This is a genomic window from Curtobacterium sp. MCPF17_011 (assembly GCF_003234145.1).
Classification (GTDB): Bacteria; Actinomycetota; Actinomycetes; order Actinomycetales; family Microbacteriaceae; genus Curtobacterium.
Window position 1 is genome coordinate 552270 of record NZ_QKSK01000001.1, and the last position, 14686, is coordinate 566955.

At 70.5% G+C, this 14686-nt stretch carries 16 protein-coding genes; 10 read left to right on the forward strand and 6 right to left on the reverse strand.

Going from position 1 to position 14686, the window contains the following annotated elements; genetic code table 11:
* Positions 1-39: 39 nt before the first annotated feature.
* Positions 40-1917: an adenylyl cyclase gene (locus tag DEJ25_RS02715; protein WP_111043677.1), complete on the reverse strand. Its 1878-nt coding sequence runs from the start codon at positions 1915-1917 to the stop codon at positions 40-42.
* Between the two features lie 204 nt (positions 1918-2121).
* Here DEJ25_RS02715 and DEJ25_RS02720 point away from each other — a divergent pair, with 204 nt between their 5' ends.
* The 3 genes from DEJ25_RS02720 to DEJ25_RS02730 all read left to right on the forward strand — a co-directional run bounded on the left by DEJ25_RS02720 (position 2122) and on the right by DEJ25_RS02730 (position 4847).
* Positions 2122-3060, forward strand: coding sequence for a helix-turn-helix domain-containing protein (locus DEJ25_RS02720; protein ID WP_181427328.1), 939 nt, complete (start codon positions 2122-2124; stop codon positions 3058-3060).
* Between the two features lie 362 nt (positions 3061-3422).
* Positions 3423-3905, forward strand: a complete 483-nt coding sequence (locus tag DEJ25_RS02725) for a hypothetical protein (RefSeq protein WP_111043679.1) — start codon at positions 3423-3425, stop codon at positions 3903-3905.
* Positions 3906-4232: 327 nt separating this feature from the next.
* A complete protein-coding gene (locus tag DEJ25_RS02730) occupies positions 4233-4847 on the forward strand; it encodes a lytic transglycosylase domain-containing protein (protein WP_375334527.1) in 615 nt (204 codons plus the stop codon).
* Between the two features lie 64 nt (positions 4848-4911).
* Here DEJ25_RS02730 and DEJ25_RS02735 read toward each other — a convergent pair whose 3' ends face one another.
* Positions 4912-5859 (reverse strand): alpha/beta hydrolase, encoded by a 948-nt coding sequence (locus DEJ25_RS02735; RefSeq protein WP_181427329.1) that lies wholly within the window; start codon positions 5857-5859, stop codon positions 4912-4914.
* 556 nt (positions 5860-6415) lie between these two features.
* Between DEJ25_RS02735 and DEJ25_RS02740 the strand changes: the two genes are divergently transcribed.
* Both DEJ25_RS02740 and DEJ25_RS02745 read left to right on the forward strand, forming a co-directional pair.
* Positions 6416-6709 carry a hypothetical protein gene (locus tag DEJ25_RS02740; RefSeq protein WP_111043681.1) on the forward strand — a complete coding sequence of 98 codons (294 nt, stop codon included), beginning with the start codon at positions 6416-6418 and terminating at the stop codon, positions 6707-6709.
* A gap of 390 nt (positions 6710-7099) precedes the next feature.
* Positions 7100-7408 carry a hypothetical protein gene (locus DEJ25_RS02745; RefSeq protein ID WP_110904327.1) on the forward strand — a complete coding sequence of 103 codons (309 nt, stop codon included), beginning with the start codon at positions 7100-7102 and terminating at the stop codon, positions 7406-7408.
* A 255-nt stretch (positions 7409-7663) separates the two neighbouring features.
* Here the strand turns inward: DEJ25_RS02745 and DEJ25_RS02750 are convergent, their stop codons facing one another.
* Positions 7664-8506, reverse strand: coding sequence for an SDR family NAD(P)-dependent oxidoreductase (locus tag DEJ25_RS02750; RefSeq protein WP_111043682.1), 843 nt, complete (start codon positions 8504-8506; stop codon positions 7664-7666).
* Between the two features lie 123 nt (positions 8507-8629).
* Here DEJ25_RS02750 and DEJ25_RS02755 point away from each other — a divergent pair, with 123 nt between their 5' ends.
* The gene (locus DEJ25_RS02755; RefSeq protein WP_110905151.1) at positions 8630-9523 is read left to right on the forward strand and encodes a helix-turn-helix domain-containing protein; all 894 of its coding nucleotides are present in this window, start codon (positions 8630-8632) and stop codon (positions 9521-9523) included.
* A 68-nt stretch (positions 9524-9591) separates the two neighbouring features.
* Here DEJ25_RS02755 and DEJ25_RS02760 read toward each other — a convergent pair whose 3' ends face one another.
* Together DEJ25_RS02760 and DEJ25_RS02765 are read right to left on the reverse strand one after the other, a co-directional pair.
* A complete protein-coding gene (locus tag DEJ25_RS02760) occupies positions 9592-10092 on the reverse strand; it encodes an ATP-binding protein (RefSeq protein ID WP_110905150.1) in 501 nt (166 codons plus the stop codon).
* An 87-nt stretch (positions 10093-10179) separates the two neighbouring features.
* Positions 10180-11055 (reverse strand): DUF808 domain-containing protein, encoded by an 876-nt coding sequence (locus DEJ25_RS02765; protein WP_110905149.1) that lies wholly within the window; start codon positions 11053-11055, stop codon positions 10180-10182.
* 545 nt (positions 11056-11600) lie between these two features.
* On the opposite strand from DEJ25_RS02765, the gene DEJ25_RS02770 reads away from it, so the two are divergent.
* Positions 11601-12479, forward strand: coding sequence for a serine hydrolase (locus DEJ25_RS02770; protein ID WP_111043683.1), 879 nt, complete (start codon positions 11601-11603; stop codon positions 12477-12479).
* Between the two features lie 11 nt (positions 12480-12490).
* Here DEJ25_RS02770 and DEJ25_RS02775 read toward each other — a convergent pair whose 3' ends face one another.
* Positions 12491-13087 carry a TetR/AcrR family transcriptional regulator gene (locus DEJ25_RS02775; RefSeq protein WP_110905146.1) on the reverse strand — a complete coding sequence of 199 codons (597 nt, stop codon included), beginning with the start codon at positions 13085-13087 and terminating at the stop codon, positions 12491-12493.
* Positions 13088-13195: 108 nt separating this feature from the next.
* On the opposite strand from DEJ25_RS02775, the gene DEJ25_RS02780 reads away from it, so the two are divergent.
* The 3 genes from DEJ25_RS02780 to DEJ25_RS17195 all read left to right on the forward strand — a co-directional run bounded on the left by DEJ25_RS02780 (position 13196) and on the right by DEJ25_RS17195 (position 14647).
* A complete protein-coding gene (locus DEJ25_RS02780; RefSeq protein ID WP_110905145.1) occupies positions 13196-13558 on the forward strand; it encodes a DUF4267 domain-containing protein in 363 nt (120 codons plus the stop codon).
* Between the two features lie 87 nt (positions 13559-13645).
* Positions 13646-14110 (forward strand): ester cyclase, encoded by a 465-nt coding sequence (locus DEJ25_RS02785; protein ID WP_111043684.1) that lies wholly within the window; start codon positions 13646-13648, stop codon positions 14108-14110.
* Between the two features lie 267 nt (positions 14111-14377).
* Positions 14378-14647 carry a transcriptional regulator gene (locus DEJ25_RS17195; protein WP_375334531.1) on the forward strand — a complete coding sequence of 90 codons (270 nt, stop codon included), beginning with the start codon at positions 14378-14380 and terminating at the stop codon, positions 14645-14647.
* Positions 14648-14686: the final 39 nt, after the last annotated feature.

The window sequence follows — 14686 nt, forward strand, 5'->3', positions numbered from 1 at the left end:
GGGAGGCTCGGCTCACCCAGTCGGGTCAGCGCGCGTCCGCTACTGCACCGTCTTGTTCGAGTACCGCGTCACGGTCTGCGGCTGCCCGGACACCGAGCCCGTCGCAGCCGATCCCTGCCCGTTGACGACGTGGTCGATGGTCCCCGCGTTCGTGTTGAGCGCCACGGTGGTCATGTCGTGCATGACCACGCCCGGACGGTCCGGGACCTCGAACGACTGCGTGGCGTGGAGCGTCGGGTTCACGTTGGTGAAGATGTAGCTGCCGAGACCCCAGGCTTCGTGCGTCTTGACCTTGTCCGAGACCTTGTACGCCGCCCAGCCGTTGACCTTCTGGTGCCGCCACGATGCCTGGTCCGGTGCGTCGTAGGGCAACTCGTTCTGGAAGAACACGGTCCGTCCGCGCTCGCCGTTCCAGATCACGTTGTACTTCTGGTAGTGCTCGACGAACAGGCCGGTGGCGGTGACGTCGTCACCGTTCACGACGACACCGGTGTCGGCCGTGTTGACGGTCCAGCCGACGGATCCGGCGACGCCGTGGTCGGCGCGCCAGGCCCAGATGTCGTCGAGGATCGTGTGGCTGCTGTTGACCTCGAGGCTCGTCGTGGCCTTGCCGACGTGCGGACCGCCGATGCGGAAGAACACGTCCTGCAGGGCGGTCGGGTCGGTGGCGCTGCCGACGGTGGCCGGGTTCCGGTCGACCTTGTGGTGTCCGCTGCCGATCTTCAGCAGCGTCGGCGAGTTGACGGTGCCGGCGTCGAAGGTCAGGCCGGCGATGTCGACACCGCGCACGTCGCCGACGACCATCGGGACGGCGCCGTTCTGGGCGGTGAGCGTGGCCAGGCCGAGCCCCAGCACGACGGTGTCGGCGCGCTTCACGGAGATGCTCTTCGCGACGTCGTAGACGCCCGGCGTGACGAGCAGGTTCTTGCCCTTCGCGAGGGCGGCGTTGATCGTCGTCACCGAGTCCGTGGGGTGCGCGACGAAGAAGTCACTGAGGGGCAGCGACCGGCCGGGCGTGTGTCCGTCCGCCCAGCTCGGGCCGACCGAGTTCGTCGCGGCGCTCGGCACGAACACGCGGTACGCCCCGTGGTCATCGACGTAGAGGTACGGCTTCTCGCGGGAGACCGGCGTCGTCGTCAGCGTCGTGTACGGCGGCACCGGGAAGGACTGGGCCGGGGCGTTCAGGTCGCCGGAGAACACCTGGTTCCAGACGCCGTTCGACCATCCGGCGCCGAGGTCGGTGTTGCGGACGTAGAACTGCTGCTGCGACCCGTTCAGTGCGCCGCCCTCGAGCTTCGAGTCGGCGACGAAGCCACCACTGGCGTAGTTCGGGTCCTCGCAGTACGGCATGAAGGACGTGTAGTCCCTCACGTCCACGCGCCGCATCGGCGCGGCCTGCGAGACAGCCCACATCTCGTTGCCGGTGTGGCAGGCGTCGGCGGTCGGGACCACGTGGACGGTCAGGTTCGACACCGACCGCCAGAAGGTGTCGAGGGACCCGCTGCCGTTGCGTCCGGTGGCCGTGACGCCGCCGTTGATGGTCACGCCGCTCGGGTCCTGGCCGAGGCCGTCGACCTCCGTGTAGTACCCGACCCGGATGTCGAGCGGGTTCGTCGCCGAACCGTATGTGCCCGGCTTGAACAGCAGCGCGTACCGAGCCGTGCCCATCTCGTTGTCGACCTGCTGCTCGTAGACGGCGTCGACCTTCGCCTGGATGTCGGCTTGCAGCATGTCCGGCGAGAAGACGAGCACGTTCGGGCCGAGGTCGGTCGTGGGCGCCGGGACGGGCGGTGCCGCGACCGCGGTCTGGGTCGTGGCGAGGACGCCGAGTGCGGCCGCGCTCACCGCGACGGTCGCGCCGATGACGCGCCTGCGGGTTCGTGCCCGTCCGAGGGGCGCTGGGGAGAGGGGGATCACCGTGACCTGCTTCCTTGCAGACGTGCGGTCCGCGTCGGGCCGGGTGACGTCGCTGTCACCGGGCGGACGACGACGGCCGCGCTGGTTGGGGTGGCGGCAGCGTAACGCCGTCCAGGCGGTTCGCAGGGGACGGATCCGTCGGGACTCGTTGCGCGGATGATCCGTGCCCGTCGTCCGGCGGGGACGTGTGGTAGACCCCTCCCCATGAGCAGTCCTTCGTTCCTCGACGTGGAGACGACGAATGCCGACGAACTCACCGCAGCGATCAGCACGGGGTTCGGGTACCGCATCGCGCCCGCCACGCGGGCACTGTCGCACAGGCAGCACGTGATCGTCGGCGACCCGGTCACCGTCGCCGACATCGAGTGGGACACGGAGGTGCGCGTCGCCGTCGACTCCACCGACGAGGTCATGTTCGTCCAGGTGCACTCCGGCGCCTACGCGTTCAACCCCTGGGGAGCCGAGCACGTGATCGGCGAAGGGGAGGCGTTCGTGATGCCCCCGGACCAGGAGCTCGACTTCGTCATCGACCACGCCCACGCATCGACCTGCTCGTTCTCCGCCCAGGTGCTCCGCCGGGTCGCCGGCGAGATCTGGGACGACGAGGACCTGTGTCTGGCGGAAGGTGCCGTGCGTCCGGTCGACGCCGCCCGGCACTGGCTGTGGCGGCACACCGTGCAGGAGTACCGGCAGCAGGTGCTCGAGACCCCGGAGGTCTACGGCAACGAGCTGTTGCGTGCGCAGGCGACGCGGTTCGTGGTCGTGAGCGCCATCTCCGCCTTCGGACTCGTCACCGAACCCCGGGGTGGTGCGGACGAGAGTGCCGCCGTCCGACGTGCGACCGCGTGGGTCGACGAACACCGCCGCGAGCCCATCACGGTGCAGGACATCGCCGCCGCTGCGCGCCTCTCGGCCCGTGGGCTGTCCCTGGCCTTCCGCCGGGAGCGCGGGCAGACGCCGATGGAGTACGTCCGGCTGGCGCGGGTCGACGGTGCCCGAGCGGACCTGATCGCCGGCGACCCGACGCGGGGCGACACCGTCACGAGCATCTCGGCCGACTGGGGCTTCAGCAACGCCGGACGGTTCACGGCGCTCTACCGGCAGACCTACGGAGAGACGCCGCGCCGGACGCTGATGCGCTGAGGGTGCTGCCACCGTCGCCGCGCGGAAGGTGCAGAGGGCGGAGGTCGGTGAGGCCCCCGCCCTCTCTTCCCAGGACCCTGATCCGGCCCCGGGGCATCCCCATTGTGCCAGGAGGACGCCGTCGACGCAGGCAGTTCGTTCTGCGGCGACACCGATCCCGAGGAGTGTGCCGATGGCGTCTGAGTGCTACCGTCAGCGTCAAGCCTGGTCCCTGGCCGGGCGTCCGCGGGACGGGGTGGCTCCTGATCCGCCACCCCGTCCCGCCCCACTTCCGCGCCGCGGTCCCGCTCGCTACCGTTCTCGACGGGGACGTCGCGCAGGCGTGGACGGGTCTCCCGCCGCCGCAGACGAGGGGACGCACCATGGGCTGGACCACCGCGATCGCCGCCATCGCACCCCTCGGCGCTGTGCTGCTGCTCGGCGGCTGCACGCAGGAGCCGGTCGACCCCGCGGCGGTCGGACGCTGGAGTGCCTCGAGCGAGGCTGCCGTGCAGAGTGACGACGACGTGCTCGTCGTGCTCAGCGCCGAGATCAGCGCGGGGCAGACCGAGGAGCACGAGCACGGCTCCGTCGCGTCGACCTTCGCGGGGCCGGCGGAGATCGACGCGCTGGAGTTCTCGTGCTTCGGTGACGGCACGATGTCGACCGAGGTCGAGCTCGAGTCCCACGGCACGACGGTGACGTACAGCGCGGAGCCGATGCAGTGCGGCGGACAGCCGCAGCACCTCCGGGTCCCGGCGAAGTGGCGGCACGACGTCGACCGCGTCGGGTTCGGTGGCGGCGACAGCACGGCGGACAGCGCCTGGCAGCTGACCGTCCGCGGCTCCGGCGGCCAGGCGGACTGACACGCGCCGCGCCGGAGCAGCCGTGCTCCCACGACGACACGGCGAGGGGCTACGCTCGCCGGCATGGGCCGACACGCCGCAGTGCCATCGACCGAGTCGGCGATCGTGGCCGCGCCGGCACCCCTCGAGCGTCCGGTCGCAGGACCACGGTCGGTCTCGGTGTCGACCGCGCGCGCCCGTCGAGGCCCCGGCCCGTTGCCCCGTCCGCCGCTGCCGTCCCGATCATCGGCACCCTCGTCGGCAGCGCCGGATCACCGCACGCCCCGTCGCCCCACCGCCCATCACACCGCCGCGCATCGTTCGGCGGCCCGTCGCGTCGCCGCGGCCGTGGCGTTCGCGACGCCCGTCGCCCTCCTCGCGACGCAGCTGACCCTCCCGGCCTTCGCCGACCCCGCGACGGCGGTCGTGCCGGCAGCGGCGACGGCCCCCACCGTGCAGACGTTCTCCACGCAGGGCGCGGTCGAGCTCGCCGTCGACCGCGACGGCTTCACGGTGCAGGCCCCGAAGCCGAAGCCGAAGCCGAAACCGCAGACTCCGGCTGCCCCGACCACTGCCCCGGCGGTGCAGTCCGTGGCCGCCAGCGCGGTCGCCCCGAAGCCCGCCGCCACACCGGCCCCCGTCCCGGTCGTCCCGACACCGACCCCCGGGAGCGCCCAGGCGATCGCCGCTGACATGGTCGCGGCTCGCGGCTGGAGCAGCGACGACTTCGGCTGTCTCGTGTCGCTCTGGGACCGCGAGTCCGGCTGGCGCACCACTGCCGCCAACCCGAACGGCGCGTACGGCATCCCGCAGGCGTACCCGGGGTCGAAGATGGCGTCAGCCGGAGCCGACTGGCAGACGAACCCCGCGACGCAGATCACGTGGGGGCTCGACTACATCGCCGGTCGGTACGGCACCCCGTGTGGTGCGTGGGCGCACAGCGAGGCCGTCGGCTCGTACTGAGCCGTCGGCGCCTGACGGCCGCTCGTGGTGTGCACCCGTCACCGGATGGACAGCCGGTCTCGGATCAGGACACGGCGAGTGCCCGGCGGAGCTCCTGGCACAGTTCGCCGAGCGCCTGCGGCACAGCACGACTGATGCGCGGGAAGGCCATGAAGCCGTGCGGCATGCCGAAGTACGTCGTGGTCCGGACGGCGACCCCTGCGTCCTGCAGTGCTGCGGCGAACCGGAGTCCGTCGTCCCGGAGCGGGTCGTGCTCGGCGACCTGCACCAGGGCGGGCGGGAGCCCGGCCAGTTCCGCGAACAGCGGTGACGCGTACGGCTGGCGCGGGTCCGCGCCGCCGAGGTAGTGGCGGCGGAACGCGAGCATGTCGGCCTTCGTCAGGATCGGGGCGGTGGCGTTCTCGTCGATCGACGGGCTCGCCATCGTCAGGTCGGTCGCCGGGTAGAGCAGTGCCTGGAACGCGATCGCCGGGCCAGAGCGGTCGCGTGCCATCAGGGCGACGACGGCGGCCAGGTTCCCGCCGGCACTGTCGCCGACGACCGCGACCCGGGTCGTGTCGGCACCGAGTTCCGATGCGCGACCGACGAGGTCCACCGTGGCGGCGTACGAGTCCTCGGCGGCCGCGGGCCAGCGGTGCCCCGGCGCGAGGCGGTAGTCCAGGGACGCGACGACCACCCGGGCGTCCCGCGCGATGTTCGACGCCAGCCAGTCGTAGGTGTCGAGGGTGCCCGAGGTCCAGCCGCCGCCGTGCACGAGGACCACGAGCGGTGGGGTCCCGGTGAACGTCGTCGGACGGTACACGCGCACCCCGATCGGTCCGTCCTGCCCCGCGGCGGTCGTGTCGCGGACGCTGACCCCGGGAGCGAGTCCACCGAGCAGCAGGTCCGTGACGGCGTTGTGGCCGACCACCCGCTGCTGGTCGGCGACGATCTGCGCCTCGGACCGGCGGGTCACTGATGCCAGCCCGATCAACCGTCCCAGGACCTTGGTCCGTCGATCGAGTTCCGTCACGGTTCCTCCTCCGTCGCCGTCCTGGTAGCTGTCAGCAGTCTCCGCTCCGGATGGGAGCGCACGGTCAGGGAGCGGCACGCGGAACACCGCCGACAGCGGAGGATCCCGGATCCGGAGGCGGGTCGGTTCCGCAAGGTCGTTCGCGGGTACTCACCGAACGCTTGGTAGGCGCCGGAGAACCGGCCCATGTGTGCAGAGCCCCACCGTCGGGTGATGTCTCGCACGGAAGCAGTCGCTGCGTCCAGCTCCCGGAGTTTCTCGGCGGGCTACGTGGAGACGAACGGTCTGCATAGCGACCCGGCGGCTTGCCGCTCAGACCTTCCTCGTCGACGCTCGTTCGCCCGTTCATCCCTTTCGCGCGGGCATCCTCGGGGAAATCACGAGTGAGTCGTAGCGTGCAAGGAGCACGAGACCTCGTTGATCGCGTGCACCGTTCTGCACACGATTCGCCCCCTTTGAGCTGGTCGCGGGTGCCCACCCACATGACCAGCCGCACCGTCACCAGGTGCACCTTCCTCGGCACCAGCCGAAAGGAGCAGGTCGGAACCGGATCATCATGATGTACCTCGTCTACGGACTGTCCTCGATCCTCACCAGCAGCGCGGCCGCTGCCGCCGTGTTGCGCTACACAGCAGCGTTGAGTCAGAGCTCGCGCGCGGACGTCGTGACGATGCCGGCAGTCGATCTGAGCGGCGCGAACACGTCCGTCAACCTGGTGCTCGGCCCGGGGATCCCCGTGCTCACAGAAGACGCTTCCGACGACGTCCTCGAGCCAGCGCATCAGGAGTTCGTCGACGACATCACCGACCGCACCCGCGCCGTCTTCATCACCGCGCATCCCCGCACCTGACGGCAGGCGCCGACCGTCGGCTGTCAGCTGGAACCCGACCTGCAGACGACGGGGTGATGCACGGGGCGGCGGCGATGTCCGCCATCGTGATCGTGTCCGGCAGGTGCGAGTCCATTTCCGCGACGGCACGGCGCACGGTCGCCTCGCCTGCCCCCTCGCCCGTTCGTTGATCACGGCGATCAACGGTCGGCGGATGTGGCCGTACGCCCGGGCCAGGTCCGCGGTCGCGGTCGCGGTCGCCTCAGTGACTGCAGCGCCTCGACCGCGGGGGCCCCTGCCCGGCTGTGCGGCTGGGAAACGAAACTGGGTTGGTAATCAGCGACGCGAGACAAGTGTGGACCGCAACGATGCCGCCGGAGTCCGGCGGCACAGAATGTGAAGGAGACACCCATGTCGAACACGGCAGGAAACCCCGCACGACACGACAACGTCGTCCGTCGCACTTGGAACGAGACGAAGTCCGCACTGAAGACCACGGAGTTCTACGCGTGGATCGTGGTGTCGCTCGCCATCCTCATCGCGTCGGCGGTCGTCGACAACGCCGACGAGGGCCACACCGGTTTCGGTGCCGACCAGGCCTGGTTCTACGTCGCGCTCGTGACGATGGCCTACATCCTCAGCCGCGGCATCGCCAAGGCCGGCGTGCGCAAGCCCGAGGACGACGACGACCGTCGCGACGGCAACGGGCGCTCCAACTGACCCGAAGTCTCACCCCGGCCCGGTCCGTGACCGGGCGGGGAACACCAGCACGTGACGTGCGGAACCCGAGTTGGTGACCGGGAGTGGAGGCCGTTGCTCGTTCTGAGCAACGGCCTCCAGTCGTACCGGAGCTGCCTGCGGCGGCGGAGTGGGCGATGATCCAGAGGTCCGAACCGGGGAGGTCACGACGGCGCAGTCGAGCGTGACCGCGCTGGCGGATGCGCGGCGGCAGACAACCGGTGGTCGGTCAGGGGATCAGGCGTCGTGGGCGAGCGAGGAGGACAGCTGCTCGTGTGCCGCGACCTGCTCGAGGAGCAGGTTCGCCTTGCCGAGGGCGGTCTGCACGGCATCGGCGCCCGCGACCCAGCGCAGTGGGGCTTCGCCGGAATCGGTCAGGGAGACCAGGGCGGCCGCGAGCTTGGCGGGGTCCCCTCCTTGCTTGCCGTTCATGCCCTTCCACGCCTCGATCGTCGTCGCGGTGCGCTCGGCGTAGTCCTCGACCGACAGCTCGGGCCAGATCGTCGACGAGCCTTCGACGAGCAGTTCGGTGCGGAAGAAGCCGGGCTCGACGATCATCGTCGCGATGCCGTACGGAGCGAGGTCGTAGCGGATCGACTCCATCCATCCCTCGAGCGCGAACTTCGATGCGCAGTACGCCGCGACGAACTCCTGACCGACGATGCCCGCTGTCGAGCTGATCGTGATGACCTGACCGCTGCGCTGACGACGCATGACGGGCAGGACCGCGCGGGTGACGGTGAGCGGGCCGAAGAAGTTCGTCTCCATCTGCTGCCGCATCTGCGCCGGGCTGATCTCCTCGAAGAACCCGGCGTAGAACAAGCCGGCGTTGTTGACGAGCACGTCGATGCGACCGAAGTGGGCGACGGCAGCGTCGGTGGCTGCCCGGGCGGCGCGCTCGTCGGTGATGTCGAGTGACACCGCCAGCAGGTTCTCCTGGTCACCGAACACGTCGGTGACCTTCGCAGCGTCACGCGCGGTCGCGACGACGCGGTGGCCGGCGGCGAGGGCGGCCCTGGTCAGGTCGATGCCCATCCCGCGTGCTGCGCCGGTGATGAACCAAACCGTGGAGTCGGTCATGGGAGTGCCTTCCTGTCGGGAACGCTGCAAGTCAACGTCGCCGCCTCGGACGGAGCCAGACTCCGCCGACACGGTCACTGACAGGGACCCTCTCGGGGTACCGGAGTGACGTACCGTCGACGGGTGGACACCCAGGCGGAGATCCGCGACTTCCTGACATCGCGGCGGGCACGGCTCACCCCGGAGCAGATCGGCCTGCCCGACTTCGGCGGACGCCGCCGAGTCGCGGGACTCCGACGGGAGGAAGTGGCTCTCGTCGCCGGGATCAGCGTCGAGTACTACACCCGCCTCGAACGCGGCAACGCGACCGGCGTCTCCGACAGCGTCCTCGACGGCGTCACCCGCGCCCTGCTCCTCGACGATGTCGAAGCCACGCATCTGGTCGACCTCGTTCGTGCTGCCAACGCGCCCACGAGCCTCCGGACGCGGCGCACCGCACAACGACCACAGCACGTCAGTGCGAGCGTGCAGCAGATCGTGGACGGCATGACGGACATGCCGGTGATCGTGCAGAACAGCACGCTCGACGTGGTCGCGTCGAACCGGCTCGGTCGCGCGTTCTACAGTGACCTCTTCGGTACTCCGGGCCGGTCGGTGGACTTCGGCCGGTACATCTTCCTCGACCCCCGGTCGCACGACTTCTACCGCGACTGGGACAGCGTTGCCGAACAGAGCGTCGCGGTGCTCCGGACCGAGGCGGCCCGCACTCCCGGCGACCGCGCACTCACCACGCTCGTCGGCGAGCTGTCGGTGGCGAGCGAGGCATTCCGCACCCTCTGGGCCAGCCACACGGTGCGGGAACACAGGTCGGGCGAGAAACTGGTGCACCACCCGATCGTCGGTGACCTCGACCTGACGTTCGAGTCGCTCGACATCGGCTCCCGTCGCGGACTCGCGCTGGTCACCTACCTCGCATCACCCGGATCAGCCTCACACGACAGCCTGCAACTGCTCGCGCACTGGGCTGTCACCAACGACACGGAACCGGTCCGCCAGCCCCGCACGACGGAGCGGTGACCCCGGAGCGATCGTCACCGTCCATCCGGACGGACTCCGCCGTCTCCGGCCGTCGCCCGCCGATCTGCTCACGATGAGCCCGTCCCGCCGGTGGCGACGTGGTGCTCTCGCTGCAGCGGCCCGGGGAGGCGCATCACCAGTCGCCACCGGTTCCCCTCGGGATCGCGCTCGTAGGAGAAGTCGTCCATCAGCAGTTCGATCATCGCGATGCCGCGCCCGGACTCCGCCATCTCCTCGGGGTCCGGCATCGTGGTGCGGAACGGCACGCGCACCTCGGCACCGCTGTCGCTGAGCAGCGCCTCCAGCGCCGTCGACGTCCGGCGGAGTGTCAGCTCGCACAGCAACCGCTCGCTGCCCTCGGTGTGCTCGATGACGTTCCCGGCGAGTTCGAGCAGTGCGGTCTCGAACCGCGCTCGCTCGCCACTGCCGAGGTCGGTGTTCAGGTGCCAGAGGTCATCGACCGACTCGTGCACCTCGTCGACGTCGTTCGGCGGGATCACGAGCAGCACGGTGCGCTCCCACGCCGGCCCGTGGATCTCCGACACGTCGGCCGTCTCGTCACTCACCATGGCCACATACTCACACCTCTGCGGGCCGACGCGGTCCTCATTCGTCTCCGACAGCGTCGATCAACGGCAGGTCGCGGGCCGAGGCCGTCAGTGCGCGCGGCCCCGCAGTCGCCCGATCCCCAGCACGATCCCGACGACGACCATGCCGAGGACGAGTCCCGCGACGGCCGAGATCGCCGTGTCGACGACCCACGTGACGACGGGGCCGGCACCCCGGACGGCGTGCTCGACGTGGTGCAGCAGCTCGTACGGCCCGGCCCAGAACGTCTCCGCCAGGTTCGCGATGACCAGGTGGCCGCCGACCCAGAGCATCGCGACGGTGCCGACTATGCTGATCACCCGGAACACGGCCGGCATCGCGCGGACGATCCGGGCGCCGGCGCGACGGGTGCGCCGGACCGGGTTCTTCATCATCTGCAGGCCGATGTCGTCGATCTTCACCAGCAGTGCGACGGCGCCGTAGACCAGCAGGGTCATGCCGAGGCCGATCACCGCGAGCGCACCGAGGGTCGGCCAGAAGCCCAGGTCGGTGTCCAGGCTGGCGAGCCCGATGAGCATGATCTCGGTGCTGAGGATGAGGTCGGTGCGGATCGCGCCGAACACGAGCTTCGGCTCGCTCGCGGCCTCGTCCGAGGCGGCCTCGTGGTGCACGCCGAACCACTCGGTGACCTTCTCGGCCCCCTCGAAGCACAGGTAGGTGCCGCCGATGACGAGCAACCACGGCAGGACCCAGGGCGCGAAGGCCGACAGCAGCAGCGCCAGGGGGATGATGATGACGAACTTGTTGAACAGGCTGCCGAGTGCGATGCGACCGACCACGGGGAGCTCCCGCGCTGGCGCCAGGCCCTGCACGTACTGCGGGGTGACGGCGGCGTCGTCGATGACGACGCCCGCGGTCTTCGCGCTGGCCTTGAGCGCCGCGCTGAGGATGTCGTCCACGACGGCGAGCAGTCCGACTGACATGTGATGGTCTCCTCGACGGTCCGGGCAAGCTGTCCGATCGCACAGACTAGTGGCCCGGAGGTGGGCGTTCCCGATGAGCCGGTCGATCCGTGGACGATCCAGCAGGCCGTCTCGTGTCCTGGGTGTGGGAATGCGCACTCGTACCAAGGTCGCCATCGCCATCGCCATCGCCATCGCCATCGCCATCGCGGTGGCGGGAGTCGGCAAGATCAGCACGCCGGAAGCCGCGCGCGACGCCTACTTCCGTGACGAGGCCCTGCAGACCGACCAGGCCCCTCACCGGCCACGAGAGCACCCTCGCCTCGGTCGCGCACCGCGTCGGCTGGCTCCTCGGCGGACCGGTACGCCTCACCGACAAGTCCGGGTTCGACGTCGTGGACGGCGGCCGGACGGGAGGCCCGTGGCCTGTCCGCCACGACGGACGTGCCCCGCGCCGACATCGCGAGCGTCGAGGTTCGACTGGGGGGGGGCGGGCACGCTGGCGCGGACGACCTCTGATCCCCGCACCCGCTCCGAGGGCCGTTCGCGCACGAGAGGATGGCGGGATGACTCGCGCGCACACCGTCCGGGACGCCGTCGTGGCCGAGGTCACCCGGAGCGGTTTCGGCGCCCACGGGCTGCACGTGCTCGTCCGCGACGACGTCGCCGACCACCGCTGGACGCCCGACGAACCGGAGGACGTGCAGTCGATCGCGAAGGGCGTCTGCGTCCTGGCGGTCGGGATCGCCGCCGACGACGGTGTGGTCGACATCGACGTGCCGGTCCCGGAGTACCTGCCCGAGGTCCGGTTCGGCGAGGGCACGCAGCGTGTCACGCTCCGTCGCCTGCTCAGCATGACGAGCGGTGTCGACCTGCCCTGGACCCCGACGCTCCTCACCGACTGGCCGGACCTGGCCGTCGAGTTCCTCGGGCGCCCGAGCCGGGGCCGGGTGTTCCAGTACGCGAACGCCAGTACCTACACGGCGATGCGTGTCCTGGCGACCCGAGTCGGTGACGTCGGCCGCTTCGTGCAGGACCGGCTGCTCACCCCGCTCGGCATCGACGGCGCCGAGTGGGAGCGGTGCCCGAACGGTTCCGTCGCGGCCGGGGGCGGGCTGTTCCTCCGGACCGCCGAGGTCGCACGGATCGGTCGACTCGTCCGCGACCGAGGCCGGGTCGGCGGGCAGCAGCTCGTCGCGGCGCAGTGGGTCGACGCCCTGCACGCCGACTGGGTCGTGGCCGGTCGGGACCCGGCGTACGAGCGGTACGCACTCGCCGGGTGGGACGGGCCGGCGCAGCTCTGGCGGCTGCACGGGGCGGGCGGGCAGATGCTCCTCTTCGACCCGGCGGCGGACGCCGTGGTGACCGTCACGGCCGACGACCACTCCGGGGCGGACGCGCTGGCGTCGTTCGTGGCGGCGACCTTGGCGGACGTCTCGGACTGACGGACGTCGGCTCAGTCGGCCACGCGGAGGTCGTCCCGGGACCGGGAGCTCGTGGGGACTGCGGCTCTGTCCTGCCCTCGGGCCAGAGCCCGGTGAGCGTGGTCGAGTCGTGCACGGGACCTCGTGGCGGGCAACCGCCCGCTGATCTCGAGGGTCGCCAGACCGTGCACCGTCGCCCACGCCACCTCGGCGTCGGTGTCGTCGGGACCAGGGAACGCCGCCCGGATCGCGGCGAAGGCACGCTCGAGGGCATCTGGTCCGGTCCCCGTCCCGAACTCGAGTCCCGACGGCATCGAGAACATCGCCGCGTAGACGTGCGGCTGGGCGGCGGCGAAGTCGAGGTACGCCTGCATCCGCGCGAGGGGTTCGGCGGGGACGTCTTCGAGTGCGGTCGCGATCGCATCGAACCCGCCGAGCGCGACGGCGTCGATGAGCGCCTGTCGGCCGCCGGCGAACGCGGAGTAGATGACCGGCTGCGTCACCCCGATCTCGGATGCGAGCCGACGCATGGTGACGGCTTCCCAGCCCTCTGCTTCCGCGATGCTGCGAGCCGCTCGGGTGATCTGGTCACGCCGGAGGGCGAGGTCGGGAGCTGGTCGTGGTGACATGGCGCCACAGTAGCAGAACGAAGTTAGGTAACAGCGGTAGACGAAGCACCGTCGTCGTGCTACGTTCGTTGCAGAACGACGTTATGTAACGACAGAAAGGTTCGTCCCATGATCTTCGCCGCGCTCCTGGTCGCCATCCTCGGTTGCCTCTTCATCCTCTTCATCGGCGGCCGCTTCCTCCTCGCGCCGAGGGTCGCCACCGCCGGGTTCGGTGTCGGCGAGGACCGCCGTCGTGCGTTCACCAGCATCAAGGGTGTCCGTGACATCACCTCCGGCATCGTGCCACTGGTGGTCCTGCTCGTCGCCGGCCCGCACGTGTTCGGGTGGGCTCTTCTCGCCGCGGCGATCACGCCGATCGGTGACGCGATCATCGTCGTCACCAACGGTGGCACGCTCCGCCAGGCCCTCGGCGTCCACGGCGCGACGGCACTCGTGCTCGTCATCGCCGGCCTCGTCCTCGCCCTCGGCTAGATCCGCCCAGCACTCCCTGCGCGTCTCGCCGCCCTCAACTCGCTCCTCTTTCCACCTCGCATCGACCATCTCGAAAGGTCCACCCTCATGAGCACCACGAACGAGCAGAACGACACCGACGACACCGCCACGGAGAACATCGTGCGGGCGTTCTACGAGCCCTTCCGCACCGGCGACACCACCGGCTACGACGAGGTCCTGGCGGAGGACTGGATCGACCTGCCCCTGGCCCCGGGCCAGCAGCAGGGACCCGCCGGCATGGCCGCCCAGATCGCCCTCTTCCGTCACGCCATGCCCGACTACGACGTCGCGCACCAGGACATCATCGTCCAGGGCGACAAGGTCGCGGTCCGCAACACCGTCTCCGGCACGCACCAGGGCGCCTTCATGGGTCACGAGCCCACCGGCAGGCGCATCGAGATGCGCACCATGGACGTGCACCAGGTCCGCGACGGGAGGATCGTGGCGACCTGGCACCTCGAGGACTTCGCCGGCCTCATGGGGCAGCTCGGCAGCCCTGCGGACGCCCCCACTCCGGCGCCCTGGGGCTGAACCCGACCTCTGCGGAGGGCACGAACTCATCCCCGAGCTCGTGCCCTCCTTGCACGCCTGGTCGTGCCATGCGCCGAACCGGAACCGGCGACGCACAGACCCGTCTCGCCGCGCGAAGGCGCTCGCCGTGGTGGGTGCACCTGCTGCGCGGCGGACTCGTCACTGCGGTGGTCTTCGGGGTCAGCGGGACCGAGAACTCCCCGTGGCTGTTGCTCGGGGTCGTCGGCCTCATCGCCCTGTCCCGCCGTCGTCCACGCGCCGCAGCGGCTGCAGATCTGCGCCGTGTCGGCGCGCGGTGGGGAGGTCGAGTTCGGCGTCCTGCGCGAGGCGCTCGACGTCTCGGACGCCACCCTCAGCGAACACCTCCGCATCCTCACCGATGCGGGCTACGTCGACCTCCGCCGTGTGCAACGCGCCAAGGGACAGGCGCGCAGCTGGGTCTCACTCACCGCGATGGGGTCGACGGTGCTCCGCGAGCACTTCGCGTTCCTGCAGAGCTTCGCGCCGCCAGAGCCCGCGAACCCGCGTCGAGCCTGACGGTCGGACCACAGGGGCCCCGCCGGAACTCGCGACGGC